Source organism: Pseudomonas salmasensis (assembly GCF_014268375.2).
Classification (GTDB): domain Bacteria; phylum Pseudomonadota; class Gammaproteobacteria; order Pseudomonadales; family Pseudomonadaceae; genus Aquipseudomonas; species Aquipseudomonas salmasensis.
Genome location: NZ_CP077083.1, coordinates 624,357 through 648,942, shown reverse-complemented (window position 1 = coordinate 648,942; position 24,586 = coordinate 624,357). Strand labels below are relative to the sequence as shown.

The following is a 24,586-nucleotide window of genomic DNA, read 5'->3' as shown; positions in this document are numbered from 1 at the left end:
TGTGGCGAGGGAGCTTGCTCCCGTGACGGCCTGACAGCCGACATCTATCTACCTGACACCCCACCATCCAACTGTGGGAGCTGGCTTGCCTGCGAAGGCGGCCTGACAGTCAACACAGTTGGACCGGGTACATATCCGTTATTTAGGTAACGGCCACCTAGGGTTCCGCCCTGACGGCGGCTCACTTTTGAAAAGCGCAAAAGTAAGCAAAACGCTCTTGCCCCACCACTCGGCACCTCGCTTGGGCTCGGTGTGCCCGTAATCCGCCAGTGATTTGGGGGGCCGCCGCCACGCGCCATCCATGGCGCGGGGCGGCTAAACCGGCATCCCTGCCGGTTTACCCCCCAAATCCCTGTCGAATTCCGGCCAGCGTGGTTTGACGGGGCGCCTGAGATCAAGATCACAAGCAGATCAAGATCAAGAGCGGCTCGCTTCGCATCGTGGTTACCGTCTGCTGCTACAGCCCACAAAGTTATGTAGATACCTATGCCTGCATATGTTTACCACAGCGGCTATATGACTCATCCTTCCTGGCCCGACATGAGGAATCGCGTTATGCCCACCCTGCATCTGCTCTGCGGCAAGATCGCATCCGGTAAGTCCACACTCGCCAAAACCCTGGCCGCCGAGCAGGGGGCCATCGTGCTCAGCGAAGACCAGTGGCTGGCCAGTATCTACCCCGGTGAGATCCAGAGCATTGCCGACTACCTGCGCTGTGCCCAGCGGGTTCGTGGGGTAATTGAGCCGCTGGTGATTGATCTGTTGGCGCGCGGCGTCAATGTGGTGCTGGATTTTCCGGCCAACACCCTCGCCAATCGTCAATGGCTGCTTGGCCTGGCCCAGGCAGCCAAGGTGCCGCACTGCCTGCATTACCTGGAGCTGGACGATGCCACCTGTCGTGCGCGCCTGCATGCGCGCAACGCTCGGGGTGAGCATGATTTTGCCGCCACCGATGCCGAGTTTGACCTGATCACTCGCCATTTCAGTGTGCCGAGGGAGGAGGAAGGGTTGGTGATTGAGGTGCATCGCCCGTGACTACCCAAAAATCTGCTGGCATCGATGCCGACGGCTATATCCTCACCGTCGCCGATGGGCCGATACAACCCGAGTTCCAGCCCCTGCTGACGGACATCTGCGCCACCCTGTCCCAGCCTGCGCTGGGGCTGCACGGGATTTACCTGTATGGCAGCGTCGCACGGGGCGAAGGAGAGATCGGCGCTTCTGATCTTGACCTTTCCCTGATACTGGTCGAGCCACCGGATGCGCCCGCGCTTGAACAATTGGAGTCGGCCCGACTCGCCTTGGAGCAACGGCATCCGAGCGTCACCAAGATTGACTTCGACATCGGCCACCGCGCTCAGGTGTTGGCGCCCGAGAACCGAAACCGTTGGGGCTTCTGGCTCAAACATCATTGCCGCTGTCTCTGGGGCGAAGACCTGTCGCTGCACTTCGAACCGTTTCGCCCGTCTCGCGCCATCGCCCTGGCGGTCAACGGCGATTTTGAACAGGCGCTCACGGGGTATCTGGTAGGTATCGAACAGGCCAGCACTGAGCACGTACGCCATCGCTTGCAGCGGGAAGCATCGCGGGCCTTGATCCGCGCCACCCACACCCTGCGAGCGCAAGATGCGCAAACCTGGCCGCACACCCTGGAAGACTACGTTGGGCTGTTTGTTCAGCATCACCCGAACATGCGTGTGCAAATCGCCTACTTCCTGTTTGAGGCACGCAACCCGAGCGCCGAGGGCGAGGCATTCACGACACGCCTGCGGGCTTTTTTGAGCTGGATGAATTCGGCAGTCATAGAAAGGAATCAATCTGATGCGTGAACGCAAAGCCGCACGATTACTGGTCATAAACCCTGCACAGCAGGTGTTGCTGTTTCGCTTCGTGCATAAACACGGCGCCTTGGCCGGTCAGGATTACTGGGCCACACCGGGCGGTGGCGTGGAGGCAGGGGAGAGCTTCCACAGCGCTGCGATTCGTGAGTTGCGCGAAGAGACGGGTATCACGGTCAGCAGCGTCGGGGAATGTGTAGCAGAGCGCAACGTGACCTTGATGCTGCCCTGCGGCGAAACGGTGCTGGCGGTTGAGCGGTACTTCGTGGTGCATGCGCCCAGCGAGGCGTTATCCAGGGCCGAGTGGACGCAGCAAGAGGCCCAGGTGATGGCGGACCATCGCTGGTGGTCGGCAGAGGCGCTGCGCGCAACGAGCGATACGGTATGGCCGCAGGCGTTGCCGCAAATGCTGGAGGATACCGGGGTGCGCTTGCCCTGATGCATGTTCGCATTGCTTATTAATGCCTGGTCAGGATTTCACGCGTCTGGAACACCCTGGCATAGTCCATCGCCAAGTTACTAAGCGACAACGCATGCACATCTTCTGCGGCCCACAGCCGCCCCGACAAGTCAGTTTGATCGAAGGTGAAACACGCATCCGCCGCCACGATCACGTCGAACCCCAGGTTGCCTCCCGAGCGTGCGGTGGATTCCACTGAATTGTTGGTGATGACGCCGACGATCACCAACTGCTGGATCGAGCGCACGTGCAGCCAGCGCTCCAGGCCCGTGGCGCTGAAAGCATCCGGTACGTTTTTTTCCACCACATGTTCGTGGGTCAGGGGGTGCAGAGCGTCTTGGAACTCACAGCCTGGCTGGCCTGGCCGGAACACCGAAGCGGCAGAGCGGGAGATATGCCGCACATGGATGATCGGGCGTTGCGCCTGGCGCCAGGCATTGAGCAGCTGTTGTATGCGCAGTTCGGCGTCTGGGTTGTTGCGGCGGCCTAGTGTGGGATCGGCCATCCCTTTTTGCATATCGATGATCAGCAATGCGGCGTTCTTCGCTATCGGTTCCATGGCCTGTCCTTTAGAGGTGAGCACTATTCAACTGGCGCAACGCGGTCCAAATGTGGGAGCGGGCTTGCTCGCGAATGCGGTCTATCAGTGACTTGTTTATCAACTGGCAGCATGCATTCGCGAGCAAGCCCGCTCCCACAGGTTGGACGTTAGCACCGATCGGCAGCCCATACGCAAAACCCTGAGACTTCCCGGCGAAACGCTTCATAATGGCGGCCAATTTGTTTAGCTCGTTATTCTGGTGTGCCCGCATGGAAATTAAGGTCAACTTTCTCGACAACCTTCGGCTTGAAGCCAAGTTCGATGACTTCACGGTCATTGCCGACCAGCCCATCCGCTACAAGGGCGATGGCTCGGCACCGGGGCCATTCGACTACTTCCTGGCTTCGTCGGCGTTGTGTGCGGCGTATTTTGTGAAGTTGTACTGCCAGACGCGCAATATTCCCACCGAGAATATTCGCCTGTCGCAGAACAACATCGTCGACCCGGAAAACCGCTACAACCAGATTTTCAAGATCCAGGTCGAATTGCCCGCGGACATCTGCGACAAGGACCGCCAAGGCATCCTGCGTTCCATCGACCGTTGCACCGTAAAAAAGGTGGTGCAGGCCGGCCCGGAGTTCGTGATTGAGGAAGTCGACAACCTCGACGCCGATGCCCAGGCGTTATTGATGCCCAACTCCACGTCCGCAGCGGGCACCTACATTGCCGGCAAGGACCTGCCGTTGGAGCAGACCATCGCCAACATGTCGGCGATTCTCGCCGGCCTGGGCATGAAGATCGAGATCGCCTCGTGGCGCAATATCGTGCCCAACGTGTGGTCGCTGCATATTCGCGACGCCCATTCGCCGATGTGCTTTACCAACGGCAAGGGCGCGACGAAAGAAGGCGCGCTGGCGTCGGCGCTGGGCGAGTTCATTGAGCGCCTGAACTGCAACTTCTTCTACAACGACCAGTTCTGGGGCGAGGACCTGGCCAACGCGCCGTTCGTGCATTACCCGGATGAACGCTGGTTTCAGCCGGGCCCCAACGATGAGCTGCCGAGTGAAATCCTTGATGCTTACTGCCTGAAAGTCTACAACCGCGAGGGCGAGCTGCGCGGTTCGCACCTGTTCGACACCAACTCCGGCAACGAAGCCCGTGGCATTGTCTCGCTGCCGTTCGTGCGTCAGTCCGATGGCGAGGTGGTGTATTTCCCCTCCAACCTGATCGAAAACCTCTACCTGAGCAACGGCATGAGCGCCGGCAACACCTTGGCCGAAGCCCAGGTGCAGTGCCTGTCGGAGATTTTCGAGCGGGCGGTGAAACGCGAAATCATCGAAGGCGAATTTGCCCTGCCGGATGTACCCGCCGACGTGCTGGCCAAGTACCCGGGCATCTTGGCGGGCATCGAAGGTTTGGAAGCTCAGGGCTTTCCGGTGCTGGTCAAGGATGCGTCCCTGGGCGGTGAATTTCCGGTGATGTGCGTGACCTTGATGAACCCGCGCACCGGCGGCGTGTTCGCTTCGTTCGGCGCGCACCCCAGCCTGGAAGTGGCGCTGGAACGCAGCCTCACCGAGCTGCTGCAAGGCCGTAGCTTCGAAGGCTTGAACGACCTGCCGCAGCCGACCTTCGAAGGCCAGGCGGTCACCGAACCGAACAACTTCGTCGAGCACTTTATCGATTCCAGCGGCGTAGTGTCGTGGCGCTTCTTCAGTGCCCAGTCGGATTATGAATTCGTCGAATGGGACTTCTCCGGCCAGGGCGAAGACTCCAACGCCCAGGAAGCCGCCACGCTGTTCGGCATCCTCGAAGGCATGGGCAAAGAGTCGTACATGGCGGTGTATGAGCACCTGGGCGCTACCGCCTGCCGCATCCTGGTGCCGGACTACTCGGAAATCTACCCGGTGGATGACCTGATCTGGGACAACACCAACAAGGCGCTGTTTTTTCGCGAAGACATCCTCAACCTGCACCGCCTCAACGAGGAAGAGTTGCAGGCGTTGGTCGAGCGCCTGATAGAAAGCGAGCTAGACGACTACACCGATATCACTACGTTGATTGGCATTGAGTTCGACGACAACACCGCGTGGGGCCAGTTGACCATCCTGGAGCTGAAGCTGCTGATATTCCTGGCGCTGAAGCAGTATGAAGAGGCCAAGGAGTGCGTGGAGATGTTCCTGCAGTACAACGACAACACCGTTGAGCGCGGCCTGTTTTACCAGGCGATGAACGCGGTGCTGGAGATGGAGTTGGATGACGACTTGGAACTGGCTGACTACGAGGCCAACTTCCGGCGCATGTTCGGTGATGAGCGCATGGACGCGGTGATCGGTTCGGTCGACGGCAGCGTGCGCTTTTATGGGCTGACGCCGACCAGCATGAAGCTGGAAGGCCTGGACCGGCATTTGCGCCTCATTGACAGCTACAAGAAGCTGCATGCGGCGCGGGCCAACATCACCCAAGGCTGACCCACACTGATCGTTCCCACGCTCCGCGTGGGAACGATCAAAGGCTGAACTCTGTAGGAGCGAGCTTGCTCGCGAAAAACGTCAACGATAACGCGGGCTGTCTGGATACCCGTGTTGTCTTTGCGTTCTTCGCGAGCAAGCTCGCTCCTACAGGTATGTCGGCGTTAGATGTGGGCCAAGGCCTGCGCCAGATCGGCGCGCAAATCCTCCACATCTTCAACCCCCACCGACAGCCGCACCAGCCCATCGCCAATCCCCAATTGCGCTCGCGTCGCCGCCGGGATGCTGGCATGGGTCATGATCGCCGGGTGTTCGATCAGGCTTTCCACGCCCCCCAGGCTCTCGGCCAGGGCGAAGATCTTCACGTTTTCCAGAAAGCGTGTCGCGCCGGCCAGGTCGCTGTTCAAGTCCACGCAAATCATCCCGCCAAACCCGCGCATCTGCTGTTTCGCCAGGTCGTGCTGTGGGTGGGATTCCAAGCCCGGGTAGTGCACCCGCGACACTTGCGGCTGTTGTTCCAGCCAGGTGGCCAGGTCCAGGGCATTGCTGCAATGGCGCTCCATGCGCAGCGCCAGGGTTTTTACCCCGCGCAGGGTCAGGAAGGCATCGAACGGCCCGGCGATGGCGCCGATGGAGTTTTGCAGGAAGCCCAGGCGCTCGGCCAATTCAGCGTTGTCGCCAACCACCGCGATACCACCGATCACATCAGAATGCCCATTGAGGTATTTGGTGGTGGAGTGCACCACGATGTCGAAGCCCAGCTCCAGCGGGCGCTGGATCCAGGGGCTGGCAAAGGTGTTGTCGGCCACGCAGATAATCCCGCGGGCACGGCAGATGCGGGCGACGGCGCGCAGGTCGGTCAGGCTCAGCAGCGGGTTGCTCGGGGTCTCCACCCAGACCATGCGCGTGTCGTCCTGCAATGACGCTTCAAACGCCGACACGTCGCTGAGTTCGACATAGCTGAAGCGGTGCCCGGCACTGCGCTGGCGCACCTTGTCGAACAGGCGGAAGGTGCCGCCGTACAGGTCATTGCCCGAGACGATATGCGCGCCGGCATCCAGCAGTTCCAGCACGGTGGAGATCGCCGCCAGCCCAGAGGCAAATGCAAACGCCTGGCTGCCGCCTTCAAGGTCGGCCACGCAGCGTTCCAGGGCAAAACGCGTGGGGTTGTGGGAGCGGCCATAGTCAAAGCCCTTGTGCACGCCGGGGCTGTCTTGCAGGTAGGTGGAGTTGGCGTAGATCGGCGGCATCAGCGCGCCCGTGGTCGGGTCGGGTGACTGCCCGGCGTGGATCACACGGGTGGCAAACGCGCTTTTATCGGGCTGGCTCATGCAAGGGATCTCCGTAGGTGGTTAAGCAGGTCGACGCGGGTGATCAGGCCATGAAAGCCTGCGGCGTCGGCAATGATGGCGACCAGGCCGCGATCCAGTTCAGCCTGCAGTTCGGCCAGGCTGGCGTTGGGGGCCAGGGTGTGCAGGGTGTTGGTCATGGCGCTGGCGACGGTCATGGAAAAATCTGCGGCGTCGTGGTGCAGGCCCAGCAGGATGTCGGACTCGTCGATCACGCCCACCAGGGTCTGGCCATCGACCAGCACCGGCAGTTGCGACACGTCCGCCAGGCGCATGCGCTGGAAGGCGGTGAGCAGGGTGTCGTCGGGGCTTACGCTGATCACGCGGCCGTCTTCGAAGCGGCGCGCGATCAGGTCGCGCAGGTCGCCGTAGTGTTTGTACTGCAACAGGCCGGCGTCGTTCATCCACTGGTCGTTGTAAACCTTGGACAGATAGCGCGTGCCGGTGTCGCAGACGAAGGTGACCACGCGCTTGGGCTCGGTTTGCTCGCGGCAGTAGCGCAAGGCCGCGGCGAGCAGTGTGCCGGTGGATGAACCGCCGAGGATGCCTTCGGCCTTGAGCAGTTGGCGGGCGTGGTCGAAGCTGTCTGCATCGCTGATGGAGTAGGCGTGGCGCACGCTGGACAGGTCGGCGATCGAGGGGATGAAGTCCTCGCCTATCCCTTCAACGGCCCAGGAACCGGGGGTTTCCAGCGTTCGGCTGCGGCTGTACTCGGCCATCACCGAGCCGACCGGGTCGGCCAGCACCATGGCCAGTTCGGGTTGCACGCGCTTGAAGAAACGCGTCAAACCGGTGAGCGTGCCGGCCGAGCCGACACCCACCACAATGGCGTCCACGTCGTGCTGGGTCTGCGCCCAGATCTCCGGCGCAGTGCTGGTCTCGTGGGCCAACGGGTTGGCCGGGTTGTTGAACTGGTCGGCGAAGAACGAGCCTGGAATATCCTTGGCCAAACGTGCCGCCACGTCCTGGTAATACTCGGGGTGGCCCTTGCCCACATCGGAGCGGGTGATATGCACTTCGGCGCCCATGGCCTTGAGGTGCAGCACTTTTTCCGTGGACATCTTGTCGGGCACCACCAACACCACCCGGTAACCCTTGGCCCGGCCCACCAGCGCCAGGCCCAGGCCGGTATTGCCGGCGGTGGCTTCAATGATGGTACCGCCAGGGCGCAAACGACCGTCGCGTTCAGCGGCGTCGATCATCGCCAGGCCAATGCGGTCCTTGATGGAGCCGCCGGGGTTTTGCGATTCCAGTTTGAGAAACAGCGTGCAGGGGCCGGTATCGAAGCGGCTGACCTTGACCAATGGGGTGTTGCCGATCAGCTCAAGTACGGCAGGGCGTGAAGGCGTGGGCATGTCGTCTCCTGGTTACGGGATGGGCGTAGGGCGGGGGACAGCAAAAAAACAGCATGGCTTGGAACATAGGCCGGTATCGCCAGTGTCGCAACCGGGCGTCCGTTGTATGACTTTTTTTGCCGCATGGGGGGGAGGGCGCGCAATCAAACGGTGGGAGCGGGCTTGCTCGCGAAGGCGGCTTGACAGCCAACGCTTATCTACCTGATGCCCCGCGATACAAATGTGGGAGCTGGCTTGCCTGCGAAGGCGGCCTGAAAGCCTGCCGGAATGTTGGCTCAGACCGAGTACATATCCGTTATTTAGGTAACGGCCACCTAGGGTTCCGCTCTGACAGCGGCTCACTTTTGAAAAGAGCCCAAAAGTAAGCAAAAGGCTCTTGCCCCACCACTCGGCACCTCGCTTAGGCTCGGTGTGCCCGTAATCCGCCAGTGATTTGGGGGGCCGCCGCCACGCGCCATCCATGGCGCGGGGCGGCTAAACCGGCATCCCTGCCGGTTTACCCCCCAAATCCCTGGCGAATTCCGGCCAGCGTGGTTTGACGGGGCGCCTAAGATCAAGAGCAGATCAAGAGCAAGATCAAGGGCGGCTCGCTTCGCATCGTGGTTACCGTTGGCTGCTACAACCTACAAAATTGTGTAGATACCTATGCTGCGATGGCGGTGGTGCTGTTGGCATTTGTGCTGCCTGACCCACCGCCATCGCGGCATCGCTAAGGCTCGAGCGCTCCCACAGATAGAGGCATAGTAGAACGCTTTTATGGCGCTATCGGGCTAGCTATCGCAGCTTGACCCAGTGCGTCATAAAAGAGCCCCAAGGTAACCATGTTAAGTTGCCAGTAGCGTTATTGGTGAGGTTGGCCGCGTCAGAGCTAAAGGTTTCAACATTTCCAAGTACCCCTGTAGTGATAAATACGACCGTGTTGGCTTCAGCTGCAGTAAAGAGGCTTTTGGCCCTGTTCGCGTTTTCCAACGCCCGCACAGTGTTCCTTGAAATCGGCCCGACCATGTGCGAAGGCTTGCCATAAGCAAAATCTCCGTATAGACGACCATAGTCTTTGAATTGTCCAAGTCTTCTCAGTGTGGGTGTCAGGCTCGGGGCTGCTTTAACCAAGAGGTTTCTGGTCATCGCGGCCCCAGAGCGCCCTAGATACAGGGCAAGAGACGCGGCTTTGCGAGCGAGCATATACCCACCGCCCAATACGCCTGTGCCCAGAGCTACCCAGGCAAGCGCCTTCGAGAGTTCAGGATTGGTATCTGCGATAATCACCGAAGCGATATTTGCCGCTAATGACACGCCTGCGAGCCCGACCAACGCAGCCGTGAGCAGTAACGATGTGCCCCCGCTTACGACGGCGGCCAGTACGCCAACCGCACCGAAAATAAAGCTGCTCACGGGAAAGTCGAACCCCGTCGAGAGTGGCCCAGGCATGCGGTCTTGGCCCTGCCATGTATCCCACAATGCTTTATCATGACTTGAATAATGTCCGCTGGGGTCGCTGAAATTGACTGGATCACCCTCGGCGCAGTAGGCATAGAGATTAGGGCCCCCTGGCCCGAAGGGGCTGAGGCTGTCCGGGGTGTTGAATCGCATACTGGACGCTGAGTAATAGCGTCCCTGCCCGCCTGCACCCAGAACGTATTGCCCCGTGTCGGCGTCAAGGTACTCGCCCTTGAAACCCAGCATAGAATCGGTCTCAGCCGAAAAGTGCTCGCCGTATGCTGTATAGGCGTGATGCCTGAGGGTTTGCGCCTGAAGGTCATAGCTCGCCCATACCGTGCCATGGGCGTCTCTGAGTTCAAACAGGGTTCTTTTCACGCCCGAGCGCTTGATCTGTAAAACCGTGCAACCCGTGCTTCCGGGGTTCAGCACCCGGCTGGTGTCGTTATTCGCCGAATATTCTCCAGATACCGTTAGCCCGTCGTAGATGGGTTGAGTGTGCTCTCCATTGTTGTCTCGGATCATCAGGCGGTCGGAGGGGTCATAGCTATAACGGATACTCCCGGCCTGGCTCAATCGGCCGTGCCAGTCATAAGCGTATTTTATCCCCGAAGCACCCTGTGTCACCCGCCCGGCTGTGTCGTAACTCAATGTGGCGGTTGCGGGGTAGTCCGAATGGCTGTTCTTGACTGTCGTCAACCTGAAACCGTTCAGGCTGTCGTAGGTGTTGGTCGTGGTGTTCTTGACTCCACCGAAGCTTGTGACGCAAGTGGCGACATTCCCCAGGGCATCGTAAGTAAACTCTTGATTGTCGATGTCCTGATTTTTTGGGGTCTTGGGTCGCCATACGCCCTTGGTGGTATAGGACTTGAGTCGCCCTCCCGGCGTGTAAGTCATGATGCGCGCGCCCAGCACGGCGTTGTCTTGTTTTAACAACACCGATTTCAATTTACCGTCGCCGTAATACGCGCTCTCGATGTTGAGATCAACTTTGCCACTGAGTGTGAATCGGCGACTAGTTTCACGCCGTTGTGCGTCGCAGGTGTAGGTCACATCAAAGGTGACGTCTGGGTCGGCTGAGTTAAAAGGACCCATAATCCGCTCCTGACTCAAAAGTCCCTGGCTGTCATAATCATGACTACACATAAAATGAAAATTGTTGACCGCTCTGCGCTGGCCGGCGCTGTAAATGAAAAGTGACTTGAAACCTGTAGGGTCTGTGCTGGTGAGCAGACGTCCCCCCATTGAATAATCGGAAAGTGTCTCTTTGACTTGACCAGGCTGAGTTTGTATATGCTGGCGGGTTACATACAGATTGGCGTTATGGCTGTACTCGAGAAACTTTTCACCCTCGCTACCCGACGAAGTCCTCTGTGTCCCATACGCGTAGGTGTGAGATTGCTGTTCGGCAGCGTTGATCGTGCCGGTGGTTGCCAAACGGTTGCCAAGCTCCTTGATGTATTCATGTTTGAGGAGAGTGCCATCGGCGGTGAGTGTTGAATCAGGGACTGAGCGTGCGCCTGTATAGGTATAGGTTTCAGTGCAGGTGCCGCGTGTGAGTGAGGTGACTCGGCCCCAACTGTCGATGATGCGTTTGCCCAGTACGTGGCGTTTATTCGAGAATTCGATATCGATTTGGGTGGCCTCAGTCCTCAGCCAGTGTTTAGGGTAAGTGTAGTAATAGGTGTAGACCAAGCTGGGGGCCAGTATTCCATTGTTCTTTTCGCTATGTTTTTCGCTCAACAGCCGACCACTGCCATCGTAGGTGTAATCAATAGTGGTGTCGCCCAGTTCGCCGTCCGTGTGCAATTGCTTGACCTGCCTGGCCCGGGTGTAGGTGGCTGTTTGGGTCTGGTAAACGTTGCCGTCCTGGCCTTTCCATTCAATCTTCTTGATGGTCTCATCCAAGTTATAGGTGGTAATCGTTCTGTGCTTGTCTGTCGCCTTTCCGGTCCACTGTGTACGCGTCTTTGCGATGGGGTCGTTAAGGTCGAAATCTTCCTTGCCATCACCGTAGCGTCGACCGCTGACCTGATTCCAGTCATCGTACTTCAACTCCTGCCACTCATGGAGTTGGGCCGTAATACCCTCTTGGTAATCAAACTTGGTTTTACGCAGTTCACGCCCAATACGGTCGTAGGTGACGGCGATGGTCTGTTTTTTCTGGCCACCTTCGATCAGGTATTCGCTGACCAACCGGTCTTGGCCATCGTACTGACTCAAGCGAGTTTGACCATTGGGGTCGCTCACTTGTATCTGCCCGGGCCCCGGGTAAGTGTATGTGGTGACCTGACGATAGGTATCGCTCTGCGCGCACACCGTCAAAGTGCTCAGTTGGCCGTCATTGTTGTAGCCGTACTCGGTGCGGTTGCCATCAATGTCGACTTGGCGAATGAGGCGTCCGTCAAGGGTGCTCTTGGTTTCCGAAGAGATACGGCTGTTACCGTGTTCATCGGTTTCGGTCGTTGTGGTGGTGAGTTCGATATTACCCACGCCTCCCAAGGCATAGGTGAACGAGCGTAGTGGGTCACTCACTAGGGGCGCCAAATTTTTGTTACTCAATGTCGAACGGCGGATACTCTTCACGCGTCCGATGCAAAAGTCCTCGGTTGTAGAGTAACTGGGCTCATAGTACTCGTACTGTTGACCTACTAGCGCGGCATCGGAAAATTTATCGGTCGCTAAACTGCACTGCAATGTCCTATAAAGTCTAGCTTCTTCCCAGAATCTCATTTCATATCGGTGAAGTTCGAACTCAGCCACATTCCGCAAACCGGGGATCAAGTCGGACAGCCCAGGGATTATGGCGAGCAATCCGGGCGTTTCGACAAACTTGGTGTCCATGGCGGTAGATGGAAACGCGCTCCTATATTGATCTTCGTCGGTCTCCCACTGAGTACTCGGTAAGTCATTGGGCGCCTCCTTGGAAGCGCGTGCGATTGCGTTCAGTAACTCGCGGGCCTTCAGCGTGCCGGCGCTAACATTGTAGTCCGGGTTTTTGCGCAGATAATCCATCTCGGTAGTAATTGTATGTTGCTGGTTTTTTCTAAGGCCGGATGTACCGTTAAAGGTATTCTTGTTAGTTGTTGTCCGGCTTTTGTTCGCTTGCTGATAAGTTACTTTGGTTTCACGACTGTCAAGGTCATCGTCTTTACTCATGACATAAGTTGTCAGGGTTTTGGCAGAGCCTTGGGAGAGCGTCTCAGTCTTGACTTCATGTTCACCGTCGTATTGATAAACCGTGGTGCGAATGGCCGGTACGCCCTCAGCCATGATTGTCCGGTATTTTTTTTCATCCTGGCGCTCATACGCATAGGTTGTGATAACAGGCATGCCGCCACCCACTGGGGTAAGCGTATGAGTACTCACGCAGGGTAACGCCGACAACTGTGGATTGCTCGGGAACGTCAGCCCATTGTCTTTATATTCGACCTCTTCCTGGAGCCCATCGAAATTGGTGATTTTTTTCAACAGCCAACCACACACCGGGTGGTCCAGATACTCGAGGGTGGTTTCGCGAGTACTCCCGAGGTTAACGGACTGCAGTGCGTAATCTTTAAGTGCCAACGTGTAGGTCAGGGTTTGATTGGCATCGTCAGGCCAGAAAATAACCTTGACCGTCCCAATTGCCGGTGATGTATCTGGCGTGGGGGACGTGTATTCAATCTTAAGCAGGTTTCGATCGCTGCTATCCGTGATGCCTGTTAATTGAAGTTGATGATAAGTTTTACCCTCTATAACGTGGGGTATTGATGTCCAGGTAAAGTTTAAGTTTTGTTGCTTTTTGTAGAGGGAGTTATGGGTTATCAATGTTTTAGTCACATAAATGCCTGTGTCGCCCAGTAATTCCAGGACTTCATGTCTCGTGTCCTTGCGCTTCACGATTAGCTTATTCATGACCCATGACACGTGAACGGCATCGTTTTGTGGGGCGGGATCGTGGTGTTCTTGTATTTTTAGCGTTTCACCTGAGTGTAGTGTTAAACGGCTAAGTGCGATGCTATAAGTGGTCACTCCAAAAAAACAGCCATCCCCCAACGCGAAGACATTATTGAAGGTGGGCGCGCAATGAAGCCCCATTTCAAACACGGGGCCGCTGCCGTCGTTACCGACGATGGAGGGGAGTGGAATAAAGGTTTCGAACAGGCCTGTGCGTGGGTCGACCACGTTGCGTTTTTGAGTGGTGGCGTTAAAAATCGGATCGTTCTCGGAATCGCTAGGGTCCGTACCCATTGGGTTGTGGGCCATGTTCATTTCCTTATGTCGTAGTAGGCCCCCTTCGTGGGGGCGATGTTTACGACTTGAAAACTACACGGCCGGTTAGCCTGCGATAACTGTGAGAGTTCACAGTATTTTATATCAAATAGTTTTGAGTTTTCTGTTTTAATCCCCTTTAAGAATAAGGATGTTTGTGAACTGTATGACAGGTGGCGAACTTCAAGTTCGGATCGACATCATGCCCATCAACGTCCGGCCACGGCGTCTTCTATAGCGGCAATATCAATCTTGGTCATTTTCATCATCGCCTCAAACGCACGCTTGGCGACGGCAGGATCTTTACTGGTCACCGCATCGACCAACACCCTCGGCGAGATCTGCCACGACAGCCCCCACTTGTCCTTGCACCAACCACAAGCACTCGCCTGCCCACCGTTGTCGATGATGGCATGCCACAAACGGTCGGTTTCCTCCTGGTCATCCGTAGACACCTGAAAGGAAAACGCTTCACTGTGCTTGAACGCCGGGCCGCCATTGAGGCCCACGCAGGGGATACCCAACACGGTGAATTCCACGGTCAACTCATCGCCCTGCTTGCCGGCCGGGTAGTCGCCAGGCGCACGGTGTACCGCCTTCACTGCGCTGTCGGGGAAGGTCTGCGCGTAGAAGGTCGCTGCCTCCAGGGCATCGCCGTTGTACCAGAGGCAGATCGTATTCTTGTTGTTCATCGCAAGGCTCCTCGGGTTGGAAGGTGCATGAAGTCTAGACGAACACCGCGGGCATACTTTCTCGCTTAAAACCGCTCATCCAGAATCGCCGGCAAGGTGATGTCCTTGACGAAGCTGGCCGAGGACAAGCTCAGCGTCATGCGCACCACCTGCACCACGTCATGTACAGGGATCAACTGACCTTCACCGCGTTGCGCGGCCACTGCTAGCGGTGTGCCCAACGGGTCTTCGGTATTCAGGTAACCGAGGTTCAGGCAGGTCACGCCCAGGCGCTGATGCCGATAACCTTCACGCAAGGCATCGGCCATCCCGCGCAGCGCAAACTTGGAGGCACCGAAGGCCACCTCCGGGCGGCCACTTTGCGGCAGGCCGGAGGTGGAGCCGGTCAGGATGATCCGTGGGTTGGCGCTATTGAGCAGCACCGGCAGCAGGCGCTTGATCAACAACAAAGTAGAGGTGATGTTGCAGGTGACAATGGCTTCGAGCTGCTCATCACTGTCGGCCAAAAAGTTGTAAGCCGGGTCGAAGGCAAACTCTTCCCAGATACCCAGGTTGTAGATCAGGGTATCCAGCCCGCTCTCGACCACCGAGGCCACGATGGTCTGGGCAGCTTTGGCGGGTTCGGCCAGGTTGGCTTCGACCCAGTGCACCTGCACATCAGCCTTGTGGTTGAGCTGGTCAGGACGGCTGCGCGATACCCCTATCAGCGTATCCCCGGCTTCGCCCAACCCCTCGATCAGGGCCTTGCCCAGGCCTTTGCTGGCGCCAACTACCATGGTTTTCATTACGCGTCTCCTTGACTGAAGGGCGTAGTTATAAGGCAGTTGGTTGGGGCTTTCCAGCGCCGGCATGAAGCTGTGCTTACGCTTGCACCGCTTCCGGGCAGGTACGCGCACGCCGCGCACGCCAGCCCAAACCCAGTACCATCAGCAAGCCCAGGCCCGCCATCAGTGCGCCTGCCAGTGAAATGGCCGGATAGCCCAACCCGGCATTAATCACCGCACCACCCAACGCCGCACCAATCGCATTACCAAAATTGAACGCACCGATGTTCATCGCCGAAGCCAGGTTGGGCGCATCCTTTGCTGCCTCCATCACCCGCATCTGCAACGGCGGCACCAGGGCAAAGCTGGCAGCGCCCCACAGCAGGATCGACAGCGCCGCAGGCAGCGGCCATTGCATGAGCACCGAGAAGGCCAACAGCACGGCAATCAACACCACCAGCGAGATGATCAAGGTGCGGTCCACCGAGCGGTCCGCAGACTTGCCACCCCACACATTGCCCAGGGTGAGCCCGATGCCGAACAGCACCAGCATCCCGGTGACGAAGTTGGTCGAAGCGTGGGTGACGTCTCGCAGAATCGGCGCGATGTAGGTGAATACCGTGAACATCGCACTCGAGCCCACCACGGTCAGCGCCAACGCCGCCAGCACCGGCCCGCGACCCAGCACACGAATTTCCGCCATCAGCCCGCCGCCTTTAGGGGCCGGCGCATTGGGCAAGGCCCACCACAGCGCCGCCATCACCACTGCGCCAAGCCCACTGATGCCCCAGAACGCGGTGCGCCAACCAAAGTTCTCGCCAAACCAGGTCGCCAGGGGCACGCCGCCAATGGTTGCCAGGGTCAGTCCCATGAACATCGCCGCCACAGCCCCCGCGCGTTTTTCGGGCGCCACCAGGCTTGCGGCCACGATCGAGCCAATCCCAAAGAACGCCCCGTGATTGAGCGACGTCACCAGCCTGGCGATCATCAATGTCTGGTAGTTGCTAGCCAATGCCGACAGCAAATTACCCAGGGTAAAAATCGCCATCAGCCCGATCAGCAAATAGCGGCGGGGCACCCTGGCCGTCGCCAGGGTCATGATCGGCGCGCCAATCAACACGCCCATGGCGTAGGCGCTCACCAACAGCCCCGCAGCGGGAATGGAGACATCAAGATCAGCGGCGATACCGGGCAACATGCCCATCGGTGCAAACTCTGTGACCCCGATGCCAAAGGCACCGACGGACAATGCTACAAGGGGTGGATTGATACGCATGGGTGACTCCTCATCTGTGAGCCAAATGCTACAATCCTGCCTTTTGCAGCAGTAGCCCTCGGTTGGGAACTACAGCTTTGCGCAGGAGGCACAAATGGACATCGGCGGGCGTTCGGGAGAGATGGAAGTGTTCACCATGGTCGCCGAGCACGGCAGCTTGTCGGGTGCGGCCAGGGCGTTGGGACTGACCCCCTCGGCCATCAGCCGCATCATCACCCGCACCGAACAGCGCATCGGCACCCGCCTGCTGCTGCGCACCACCCGTGCCATCACCTTCACCGCTGAAGGCGAAGCCTACCTGCGCGGCGCACGGCGCATCCTGGCCGACATGGCCGAAGTCGAAGACGCCATCACCGACCAAGGCACCCCACGCGGACGCCTGCGCGTCAGCGCCGCACTGGCCCACGGCCGCATGACCATCGTCCCCCTGATCGCCGCCTTCAGCGCCCGCTACCCCGCCATCGTCGTCGACCTGATGCTCGGCGACGAAGTCGTGGACATCCTCGGCGGCCAGGCCGACGTTGCCATCCGCTTCGGCCCCCTCGCCGACAGCCCCCTGACTGCACGCCTTATCGGCTCTACCGGGCAGGTTATCGTCGCCTCACCGGACTACCTGGCACGGCATGGCACCCCCGTAACGCCGCAGGATTTACTGCAGCACAACTGCCTGCGCTTCAACTTCCGCCGGGCGGCGCCGGATTGGCCATTTCGGGTGGAGGGGCGGGAGTTTTCGCTGAAAGTAGCGGGGACGATTGAGGGGAACAGCGGCGAGGCATTGGCGCAGTTGGCGAAGCTGGGGGCGGGGGTGGCGAGGATTGGGGCGTTTAGTGTGGTGGAGGAGGTGAGGCGGGGGGAGTTGGTGGCGTTGCTGGAGGAATTTAATCCTGGGGATGTGGAGCCGATTCATGCGGTGTTTGTGGGGGGAGCGGCGATGCCGGCGCGGGTTAGGGCGTTTGTGGATTTTTTGGTGGAGAAGCATGTGGGTTGAGGGGCGGGATTTTTGGGGAGGAGGGGGCTGACCGGCGGATTTCGGCCAATAAATGCCGGTCGTAGCGACACCCTCTGGGACTTAGCCATTTCGTAGCGCGTAAGGGCCAGAACTCAGGTGTGCACTCAGAAACTCCAGGCATACCCTGATCTTCATCGAGCCAGAAGCCCGAATCGTAGTGACTGCGGACACATTCGCCGGCTGGAAATGTTCAGGCAGAATGCGAATGAGTGTCCCATTCCTGATGCTCGGGGCCACATCCCAGGTTGATGCCATGATGATGCCGAAACCATCATGCGCCCACTCTCGAACGACATCACTGTGATTGGACGCCATCGGCCCTGTGACTTTCACCGACTCAAGACCGTTTGGCCCCTCGAGCCGCCATACACCAAAGCTTTGATCCCTCCCACGAAACAACAGGCAATCGTGGCGTTGAAGCTCGCTCACAGAGTTTGGATTACCGCGCTCTTCCAGGTAACTCGGAGCAGCACAGAGAATCCTCTGGCTATCTGCGATTTTGTGAATAATCAGATTTTGCTCGTTAACTTCTCCAACTCGGATGTCGATGTCGAACTGCTCCCCAATGAGATCAGTTCGACGGTCAACCAGCTCAAGCCACACCTCTAATTTTGGGTAGCGTTTACGAAGCAAGGCTAGAACTGGAGCGATGTGAAATCGTCCCATTCGCTGGCTTGTGCTGATACGCAGCGTGCCTCTGGGCTCGACCCGGTCACCCAGTGATGTCTCCAGCATCCCATTGACGTTGTCCATGATCGTCTGCGCCCAAACGAGCATCGTTTCGCCATCTTTGGTGATCGAAACCCGCCTGGTTGTCCGGTTAAAGAGCTTGCAGCTCAGCGTTTCTTCCAACGCCAAAACACGCTTGCTGACATGGGCGGGAGAAATTCCAAGCTCTGTCCCGGCCGCGCTAAAACTTCCACGTTTTGCGATGACTGAGAATAGAAGCAGATCCCTCAGGAAGGGATCATTATTTACTAAGGGAGAATTCTGATTTTCCATATGGCTCAATTATAGCTTTGCGCGTTGATAGTAGCCTTGATCCTAGCAGATCGAATCACGACTTCAGTACGTCGAGATTTAAAACAATAACGCTCGCGAAGATCAAAGCATGTCCAAAATCAGAATTGCGGTAGCGGGTGCCGGCCTCATCGGTCGACGCCATATCGAACTCATCCAAGCGAGTTCTTCTTGCGAACTGTCAGCCGTTATCGATCCGTTCGAACTTGATGGCTCCTACCTAGACTCGCTGGGCGCCTCGCAGTATGAAAATCTTCTGGCTTGTTTCGCCGAGGACAAGCCTGACGGCGTAATTCTCGCCACTCCAAACGCCTTACATGTCGAACAGACTTTGCAATGCATTGAGGCTGGTGTTGCCGCGCTGATAGAGAAGCCGGTGGCGCACAGCGTTGAGGAGGGCAGGCGGTTACTCGCTGTTGCCGATGCAACTGACGCCAAGCTGCTCGTAGGGCATCATCGAGCGCATAGCCCAATTCTTGCCAAGGCGCGAGAGATCATCCGTGACGACATTCTTGGAGACATCGTTGCCGTGCAAGGCAGCGCTCTGTTTTACAAACCAGATGACTATTTCGACGCTGCCATCTGGCGACGCCAGGAAGGCGGTGGCCCTATCTTGATCAATATGATCCATGAGATCGGCAACCTGCGTTCGCTGTGCGGAGAAATTGTTGCTGTTCAAGCAATGCAGTCGAGTGTCGCACGTGGATTTCCTGTCGAAGATACCGTGTGTATCGGCCTGCGCTTTGAGAATGGAGCTCTCGGTTCCTTCTTGCTTTCCGATAGCACCGGATGTGCCCGCAGTTGGGAACAAACATCGCAAGAAAACGCGAGCTATCCGTCCTACGAGGATGAGGATTGCTACGTCATCAGTGGGAAGAACGGCTCACTGTCAGTGCCCACAATGCGCCTCAAATACTACGTGAAGGCCGAAGACAGATCATGGTGGAAGCCCTTCCAAACGGGCCACTGCGCTGTCGACCGCACAGATCCCCTTGAGATCCAGCTTGAGCACTTTTGCAACGTCATACGAGGCACGGAAACGCCTTTGGTCTCCGTGCGCGACGGACTGCGGAATCTGATCATCACTGAGGCTATTTCACAGGCCGCAAAAAGCGGCTCGATCATAGAAATCGACCGTATTTGAGCCCGGCATGGCTTCCAGTCATGCCCTGTTTTGCGTGTACCGGGGGCGGTTTTTGCTGCCCTGCCAGACCTATAAAAACAATATCTGGAGTAGTCAGATGAACACAGCAACAGCGACAGAGCAGCACCGTTCCAAGCAAGCCAAGAAAGCCACCGCGAGTGGTTGGATCGGCTCCGCGTTGGAGTATTACGACTTTTTCATCTATGCCCAAGCGGCAGCACTGATATTTCCACAACTCTTCTTCCCATCAACCGATCCAAAGATTGCCATCGTGGCGGCTATGGCGACTTACGGGGTTGGGTACATTGCTCGCCCTATCGGCGCGTTCTTCTTGGGGCACTGGGGTGATACTCGAGGACGCAAGAACGTACTGCTGCTATGCATGTTCCTGATGGGATTCGCCACCATGGCGGTAGGCCTGCTGCCGACCTACCACCAGATTGGTATATGGGCACCTATCCTGCTAGTAGTTCTGCGACTGGTGCAGGGGTTTGCTGTAGCGGGAGAGATCTCGGGAGCCAGCTCAATGATTCTGGAGCATGCACCCCAAGGACGAAGAGGATACTTCGGCAGCTACACACTTCAAGGGGTACAGGCAGGTCAGGTACTCGCAGCAGCCATTTTCCTGCCTCTGGCCTATTTCATGTCCGATGAAGCCTTCAATAGCTGGGGCTGGCGTATTCCCTTTCTTTTGAGCGCTGTGGTGCTGATCGCTGGCTTTATCATTCGCCGGGAAGTTGAGGAACCGCCAGTATTCGTAGAGCAAACAAAGAAAGATGAGAAGTCTGAATCGCCGGTTATCGGAGCTTTCAAACACAGCTGGAGAGGCATGCTGGTGGTCGTTGGGGTTTCGTTGATGAATGTTATTCCAGTCATTACGACCGTGTTTGGAGCGGCCTATGCGGTGCAACCTGCCTATGGCATCGGTTTCGATAAAAGCGTGTACCTGTGGATCCCGGTCGTTGGCAACATCGTGGCGGTGCTGTGCATCCCTTTCGTGGGCAATCTTTCTGACAAGGTTGGGCGCCGGCCTCTGATCATCGCAAGCGCCTTTGGTTGCGGGCTGATGTCCTTTGCTTATTTATACGCAATCAGCATTCACAGCCTCCCGCTTGCTTTCGGCGCCTCACTGCTGATGTGGGGAATGATCTACCAGGGCTACAACGCGGTGTTCCCATCCTTTTTCCCAGAGCAATTTGAAACACGTTACCGCGTGTCGGGGATGGCAATTTCGCAAAACAGCGGACTGTTCATCACCGCAATGTTACCTGCTCTGTTTGCCCTGATCGCAGGCCCTGGGACTGAAAACATACCCTTGATTGTCGGTGGGATCGCCTGTGTGTGCACGTTGCTAGCTGGTATCGCGGCCTGGTGCGCGCCCGAGACCTCTCGAATTCCTACAGCCGACCTCGGTAACCGCGATGCCCAATCCACAGAAGCCGGCGAATATCATAAGGCACGTCTGGCAGCCATGAGTACCGTAAAGAAATGAAGCGACTCGCGAGGATTAAATGATGAAAACCATCCTGGTTTTGAACGGCCCTAACCTGAACATGTTGGGATTGAGAGAGCCCGAGGTGTATGGGTCGGAAACATTGGCCGACGTTGAGCAGACATGTCGTGAGTACGGCGAAGAACTTGGGCTTGTAATTGAGTTTCAGCAAACCAATCACGAAGGGCAAATGATTGAATGGATTCACCACGCCCGTAGAAGGATTGCGGGGATTGTGATCAATCCAGGAGCATGGACCCATACATCGGCAGCCATCCACGATGCGTTGATTGCAGCCGAGGTACCGGTGATTGAGGTTCACATCTCAAATGTCCACAGGCGTGAAGATTTCAGGCATTTTTCCTACGTGTCACGCGTTGCCAAAGGCGTGCTCGCAGGGTTCGGCACTGATGGGTATCGAATGGCGATACAGCACTATGCAAGCAGCCTGGAACAATCAAACGCCTAACCGAGACGTTTGCTGGCACTGCCTAGAGCCAGAAATTGCGGATTACCACGCTTCGGGTCGATTTCCGCCGTTCACGATCGGCAGTTTTCGACCCATTGCTGCCGGTCACACCCCATGGATGTCGGACAAATAGCCCAAACGCCTGCGCATTCCCAGGCTGATATTTGAGAGGGTAAACTGAGCACCTTTCCATCTGTGGTACCGATATGGACATCAATCTACTGACCGAATCCATGCTTGGTCACTGGCGTGCTCCCTCGGGTGTCTGGCAATGCGAATTCCAGTTCGGCAGCCGATTGATTTACGTCCAGCACCACAATGACGAGCCACCTTATGCCAGGCTCGCCGCTGCGCAACGCGCGGTCAAGGCTACGTGGGATGATTTGCCCCAGGCATTGAGGTTTGCCGAACAGCACTGTAAAGCACAGATGCCCGAACTGATGCGGTTGTACGAAACCCACATGCCGTGGGAATCTCCGTTGTTCGTGTACTCGATCCACTTCGATCTCGACAAACCTTACCCTAGCTATACCATTTCCAAGAACCCTGACTTCGATTGGGATCGCATCCTGATCGACGAAGATGAACTGTGCCAGGATCAAAGTGTTTGCATGGAGCAATATGAGCCAAAGGATGACTTTTGGGTTTACGTCAGGCGCGTGGGGTTTCAGCAATTCGAGCTTAGGGATTAGCTTGGCAATCAACTATGTATAGGGACTCTGGAGAGCGTCCGCTTCTGGCCGATTGCAGCCAATGAGTCAACGCAAGGTTGTATCCGGCACGGATGGACCAAAGCTCATACACCGCCCACTCGCGTTTTCGTTCCAGCCTGCCCGCAAGCGCATCGCCTTGACCTCCTGATCTGTTCCACCTGCTTCATGGCCTTTCCACACACGGTCTCGTCTTTTAAGCTTGCTGAAACGTTTCATCGAGTTTATAAAACGCAAACAACTCCAATAAAGGCCACCGCCATGACCCCGCTAAAACTCCTCGTTGCCCTCAGCGCATTCTCTGCCGCCTCCCACGCCCTGGCCTGGGATTACGTGCTGCTCGATACCGACAAAGCCGCCCAGAACTGGCAGGTCACCAGCCAGCAGCTCGGCATCCAAACCGACAAACCCTTCAGCGTTACCCTGCGCACTTTGCACGGTGGTCGGCAGGAGGGTGTGAGCATTGTTGATATCGATAACGGCACGATGAAGCTCTCAGTGGTGCCGACGCGTGGCATGAACGTGTTGCAGGCGTCGGTTGGTGATGTGCGCATGGGGTGGGATTCGCCGGTCAAGGAAGTGGTAAATCCGTCCTTTATCGAGCTCAATGGCCGTGGTGGTCTGGGTTGGTTGGAAGGGTTCAATGAGCTGGTCACCCGTTGCGGCTACGAGTGGGTTGGGCATCCTGGCATCGACAACGGCGAACTGCTGACCCTGCACGGTCGGGCCGCCAATATTCCTGCGAATAAAGTCACCCTGCATATCGATGAAAAACCGCCGTACGCCATCACCCTGCGTGGCGAGCTGAAAGAGCAGGCGTTCAAGAAGGTCGATTTCTCTGTTGCGACCGAACTGGTCACCGAGCCTGGCAGTGTGGTGTTCGCCCTCAACGACACGCTCACCAACAATGGCGATTATCCGAAGGAATATCAGGCGCTGTATCACAGTAACTTCAGCACCCCATTCCTGGAGCAGGGCGCGCGTTTCGTTGCGCCGGTGAAGCAGGTGTCGCCGTTCAACGACAAGGCCAAGGGCGAACTGGCCGACTGGCAAACCTACCGCGCACCGACCAAGGACTATGACGAAACGGTCTACAACGTGGTGCCGTATGCCGATGCCAAGGGCGATACCTTGACGGTGCTGCATAACAAAGCCGGCAGCCTGGGGGTTTCGGTTGGTTTCAATACGCAGACGCTGCCGGTGTTTTCGCTGTGGAAGAACACTGATACCCAAGGGCAGGGTTATGTCACGGGGTTGGAGCCGGGGACGAGTTTTTCGTACAACCGTCGTTATCAGCGGCCATTGAACCTGGTGCCTACGATCGGGGCGAAGGAACATAAGCAGTTCCGTATCAGCTACAGCTTGTTGGCGGATAAGGCGGCTGTGGAAAGGGCCTTGAAGCAGGTCAGCGAGATTCAGGGTGGGCGGGAGACTGAGGTGCGGCAGACGCCTTTGGTGGATTTGACCAAGGGGTGATGTTGGCTGGAGCTTTTACGCGGGGCCCGGCGTTCTTCATCGACGCCGGAATCGCCTTGCAGTTGTAGGAGCGAGCTTGCTCGCGAAAAAACCACAGGCGCCAGGTTCACTTAGCAAGCCCGCGTTATCGTTGAAGTTCTTCGCGAGCAAGCTCGCTCCTACATTGGGGTTGGTATTGATATTGGGCGGTGTTCAGCGCAGGGCTTTTTTGTCATCGACGGGCATGCATACTGGAATAACCGTATTTCAGGAACATTTCCATGATTCGCAGGGCCTTACCCGCCGACGCAAAAGCCATTGCTCAGGTGCATATCAGCAGTTGGCAAGACGCCTACCGTGACTTGATGCCCGCCCAGTTCTTGAGCGGGTTGCAAGCAACCCTGGCTAGGCGCGAAGCCCATTGGGTTCGTTCGCTAGCCTCGGGTGAGTCGACGGTATGGGTTGCCGAGGTGGGCCAGCAGGTGGTTGGCTGGATAGCTGTGGGCGCCAGCCGTGATGAAGACGCTGTGCAGACTAATGCAGGTGAGGTCATGGCCCTCTACGTGCTCGCCGAGCATTGGCAAACCGGCGTTGGGCTGGCCTTGTGGAAAGCCGGCTTGCAGGATCTATTGGCGCAAGGCTATGAGCGTTTAACGCTGTGGGTCTTGGCCGGTAATGAACGGGCTATTCGATTTTATCGCCGGGCGGGGTGTGTGGAGGAGGCCGGGACTGAGCGCCATCTTGAGAGGGGCGGTGTTGCGCTGGTGGAGGTGAGGTATGACTTGCCGTTGAGATAGCGTAGGTATCTACGCAACTTTGCAGACCGTAGCAGCCGACGGTAACCACGATGCGA

General features: G+C 57.5%; 19 protein-coding genes. 11 read left to right on the top strand and 8 right to left on the bottom strand.

Features of this window, described 5'->3' with window-relative positions:
- The first annotated feature begins 555 nt into the window (after nucleotides 1–555).
- The 3 genes from HU731_RS02655 to HU731_RS02645 are packed head-to-tail and all read left to right on the top strand — an operon-like array spanning nucleotide 556 to nucleotide 2,277.
- Nucleotides 556–1,035, top strand: coding sequence for a P-loop nucleotide/nucleoside kinase family protein (locus HU731_RS02655; protein WP_186609039.1), 480 nt, complete (start codon nucleotides 556–558; stop codon nucleotides 1,033–1,035).
- Complete coding sequence (locus HU731_RS02650) at nucleotides 1,032–1,829, top strand: nucleotidyltransferase domain-containing protein (RefSeq protein ID WP_186609041.1); 798 nt, start codon at nucleotides 1,032–1,034, stop codon at nucleotides 1,827–1,829. The genes HU731_RS02655 and HU731_RS02650 overlap by 4 nt, the downstream gene beginning before the upstream one ends.
- The gene (locus tag HU731_RS02645; RefSeq protein WP_186609043.1) at nucleotides 1,822–2,277 is read left to right on the top strand and encodes an NUDIX hydrolase; all 456 of its coding nucleotides are present in this window, start codon (nucleotides 1,822–1,824) and stop codon (nucleotides 2,275–2,277) included. Before HU731_RS02650 ends, HU731_RS02645 begins: the two co-directional genes overlap by 8 nt.
- Before the next feature lie 19 nt (nucleotides 2,278–2,296).
- Here HU731_RS02645 and HU731_RS02640 read toward each other — a convergent pair whose 3' ends face one another.
- Nucleotides 2,297–2,857: a cysteine hydrolase family protein gene (locus tag HU731_RS02640; protein WP_186609045.1), complete on the bottom strand. Its 561-nt coding sequence runs from the start codon at nucleotides 2,855–2,857 to the stop codon at nucleotides 2,297–2,299.
- A gap of 251 nt (nucleotides 2,858–3,108) precedes the next feature.
- Here HU731_RS02640 and HU731_RS02635 point away from each other — a divergent pair, with 251 nt between their 5' ends.
- Nucleotides 3,109–5,307, top strand: coding sequence for an OsmC domain/YcaO domain-containing protein (locus tag HU731_RS02635; protein ID WP_186609046.1), 2,199 nt, complete (start codon nucleotides 3,109–3,111; stop codon nucleotides 5,305–5,307).
- Nucleotides 5,308–5,471: 164 nt separating this feature from the next.
- Here HU731_RS02635 and HU731_RS02630 read toward each other — a convergent pair whose 3' ends face one another.
- The 6 genes from HU731_RS02630 to HU731_RS02605 form a co-directional block, all read right to left on the bottom strand.
- Complete coding sequence (locus tag HU731_RS02630) at nucleotides 5,472–6,638, bottom strand: cystathionine gamma-synthase (RefSeq protein ID WP_186609047.1); 1,167 nt, start codon at nucleotides 6,636–6,638, stop codon at nucleotides 5,472–5,474.
- Complete coding sequence (locus HU731_RS02625; protein ID WP_166405671.1) at nucleotides 6,635–8,011, bottom strand: pyridoxal-phosphate dependent enzyme; 1,377 nt, start codon at nucleotides 8,009–8,011, stop codon at nucleotides 6,635–6,637. Before HU731_RS02625 ends, HU731_RS02630 begins: the two co-directional genes overlap by 4 nt.
- Nucleotides 8,012–8,785: 774 nt before the next feature.
- Entirely contained in the window at nucleotides 8,786–13,696 is a 4,911-nt protein-coding gene (locus HU731_RS02620; RefSeq protein WP_186609048.1) for an RHS repeat-associated core domain-containing protein, read from the bottom strand.
- 215 nt (nucleotides 13,697–13,911) lie between these two features.
- Nucleotides 13,912–14,394: a VOC family protein gene (locus HU731_RS02615; RefSeq protein ID WP_186609049.1), complete on the bottom strand. Its 483-nt coding sequence runs from the start codon at nucleotides 14,392–14,394 to the stop codon at nucleotides 13,912–13,914.
- Nucleotides 14,395–14,459: 65 nt separating this feature from the next.
- Entirely contained in the window at nucleotides 14,460–15,179 is a 720-nt protein-coding gene (locus HU731_RS02610; protein WP_186609050.1) for an SDR family NAD(P)-dependent oxidoreductase, read from the bottom strand.
- A gap of 76 nt (nucleotides 15,180–15,255) precedes the next feature.
- Entirely contained in the window at nucleotides 15,256–16,434 is a 1,179-nt protein-coding gene (locus HU731_RS02605; RefSeq protein ID WP_186609051.1) for an MFS transporter, read from the bottom strand.
- 94 nt (nucleotides 16,435–16,528) lie between these two features.
- Between HU731_RS02605 and HU731_RS02600 the strand changes: the two genes are divergently transcribed.
- Nucleotides 16,529–17,422, top strand: a complete 894-nt coding sequence (locus tag HU731_RS02600) for a LysR family transcriptional regulator (protein ID WP_186609052.1) — start codon at nucleotides 16,529–16,531, stop codon at nucleotides 17,420–17,422.
- An 81-nt stretch (nucleotides 17,423–17,503) separates the two neighbouring features.
- On the opposite strand, the gene HU731_RS02595 is transcribed toward HU731_RS02600, so the two are convergent.
- Nucleotides 17,504–18,445: a LysR family transcriptional regulator gene (locus HU731_RS02595; RefSeq protein WP_069558916.1), complete on the bottom strand. Its 942-nt coding sequence runs from the start codon at nucleotides 18,443–18,445 to the stop codon at nucleotides 17,504–17,506.
- A 109-nt stretch (nucleotides 18,446–18,554) separates the two neighbouring features.
- On the opposite strand from HU731_RS02595, the gene HU731_RS02590 reads away from it, so the two are divergent.
- From HU731_RS02590 to HU731_RS02565, 6 genes are all read left to right on the top strand, one after another.
- Entirely contained in the window at nucleotides 18,555–19,607 is a 1,053-nt protein-coding gene (locus tag HU731_RS02590) for a Gfo/Idh/MocA family protein (protein WP_186609054.1), read from the top strand.
- A gap of 97 nt (nucleotides 19,608–19,704) precedes the next feature.
- Nucleotides 19,705–21,099 carry an MFS transporter gene (locus HU731_RS02585; RefSeq protein WP_034127576.1) on the top strand — a complete coding sequence of 465 codons (1,395 nt, stop codon included), beginning with the start codon at nucleotides 19,705–19,707 and terminating at the stop codon, nucleotides 21,097–21,099.
- 19 nt (nucleotides 21,100–21,118) lie between these two features.
- Nucleotides 21,119–21,568, top strand: a complete 450-nt coding sequence (gene aroQ / locus HU731_RS02580) for a type II 3-dehydroquinate dehydratase (RefSeq protein ID WP_034127575.1) — start codon at nucleotides 21,119–21,121, stop codon at nucleotides 21,566–21,568.
- A gap of 206 nt (nucleotides 21,569–21,774) precedes the next feature.
- A complete protein-coding gene (locus HU731_RS02575; RefSeq protein ID WP_098951317.1) occupies nucleotides 21,775–22,260 on the top strand; it encodes a hypothetical protein in 486 nt (161 codons plus the stop codon).
- 279 nt (nucleotides 22,261–22,539) lie between these two features.
- Nucleotides 22,540–23,754 carry an aldose 1-epimerase family protein gene (locus HU731_RS02570; protein ID WP_120248115.1) on the top strand — a complete coding sequence of 405 codons (1,215 nt, stop codon included), beginning with the start codon at nucleotides 22,540–22,542 and terminating at the stop codon, nucleotides 23,752–23,754.
- A gap of 260 nt (nucleotides 23,755–24,014) precedes the next feature.
- Nucleotides 24,015–24,530: a GNAT family N-acetyltransferase gene (locus HU731_RS02565; RefSeq protein WP_186609056.1), complete on the top strand. Its 516-nt coding sequence runs from the start codon at nucleotides 24,015–24,017 to the stop codon at nucleotides 24,528–24,530.
- The last annotated feature ends 56 nt before the right edge of the window (nucleotides 24,531–24,586 follow it).

Excerpts from the sequence above, each read along its gene's own strand:
- HU731_RS02645 (WP_186609043.1), top strand. The coding sequence starts at position 1,822 with ATGCGTGAACGCAAAGCCGCACGATTACTGGTCATAAACCCTGCACAG.
- HU731_RS02655 (WP_186609039.1), top strand. The coding sequence starts at position 556 with ATGCCCACCCTGCATCTGCTCTGCGGCAAGATCGCATCCGGTAAGTCC.
- HU731_RS02585 (WP_034127576.1), top strand. The coding sequence starts at position 19,705 with ATGAACACAGCAACAGCGACAGAGCAGCACCGTTCCAAGCAAGCCAAG.
- HU731_RS02635 (WP_186609046.1), top strand. The coding sequence starts at position 3,109 with ATGGAAATTAAGGTCAACTTTCTCGACAACCTTCGGCTTGAAGCCAAG.
- HU731_RS02565 (WP_186609056.1), top strand. The coding sequence starts at position 24,015 with ATGATTCGCAGGGCCTTACCCGCCGACGCAAAAGCCATTGCTCAGGTG.
- HU731_RS02630 (WP_186609047.1), bottom strand. The coding sequence starts at position 6,638 with ATGAGCCAGCCCGATAAAAGCGCGTTTGCCACCCGTGTGATCCACGCC.
- aroQ (WP_034127575.1), top strand. The coding sequence starts at position 21,119 with ATGATGAAAACCATCCTGGTTTTGAACGGCCCTAACCTGAACATGTTG.
- HU731_RS02605 (WP_186609051.1), bottom strand. The coding sequence starts at position 16,434 with ATGCGTATCAATCCACCCCTTGTAGCATTGTCCGTCGGTGCCTTTGGC.
- HU731_RS02620 (WP_186609048.1), bottom strand. The coding sequence starts at position 13,696 with ATGGCCCACAACCCAATGGGTACGGACCCTAGCGATTCCGAGAACGAT.
- HU731_RS02615 (WP_186609049.1), bottom strand. The coding sequence starts at position 14,394 with ATGAACAACAAGAATACGATCTGCCTCTGGTACAACGGCGATGCCCTG.
- HU731_RS02640 (WP_186609045.1), bottom strand. The coding sequence starts at position 2,857 with ATGGAACCGATAGCGAAGAACGCCGCATTGCTGATCATCGATATGCAA.
- HU731_RS02600 (WP_186609052.1), top strand. The coding sequence starts at position 16,529 with ATGGACATCGGCGGGCGTTCGGGAGAGATGGAAGTGTTCACCATGGTC.
- HU731_RS02595 (WP_069558916.1), bottom strand. The coding sequence starts at position 18,445 with ATGGAAAATCAGAATTCTCCCTTAGTAAATAATGATCCCTTCCTGAGG.
- HU731_RS02625 (WP_166405671.1), bottom strand. The coding sequence starts at position 8,011 with ATGCCCACGCCTTCACGCCCTGCCGTACTTGAGCTGATCGGCAACACC.
- HU731_RS02575 (WP_098951317.1), top strand. The coding sequence starts at position 21,775 with ATGGACATCAATCTACTGACCGAATCCATGCTTGGTCACTGGCGTGCT.
- HU731_RS02590 (WP_186609054.1), top strand. The coding sequence starts at position 18,555 with ATGTCCAAAATCAGAATTGCGGTAGCGGGTGCCGGCCTCATCGGTCGA.
- HU731_RS02610 (WP_186609050.1), bottom strand. The coding sequence starts at position 15,179 with ATGAAAACCATGGTAGTTGGCGCCAGCAAAGGCCTGGGCAAGGCCCTG.
- HU731_RS02570 (WP_120248115.1), top strand. The coding sequence starts at position 22,540 with ATGACCCCGCTAAAACTCCTCGTTGCCCTCAGCGCATTCTCTGCCGCC.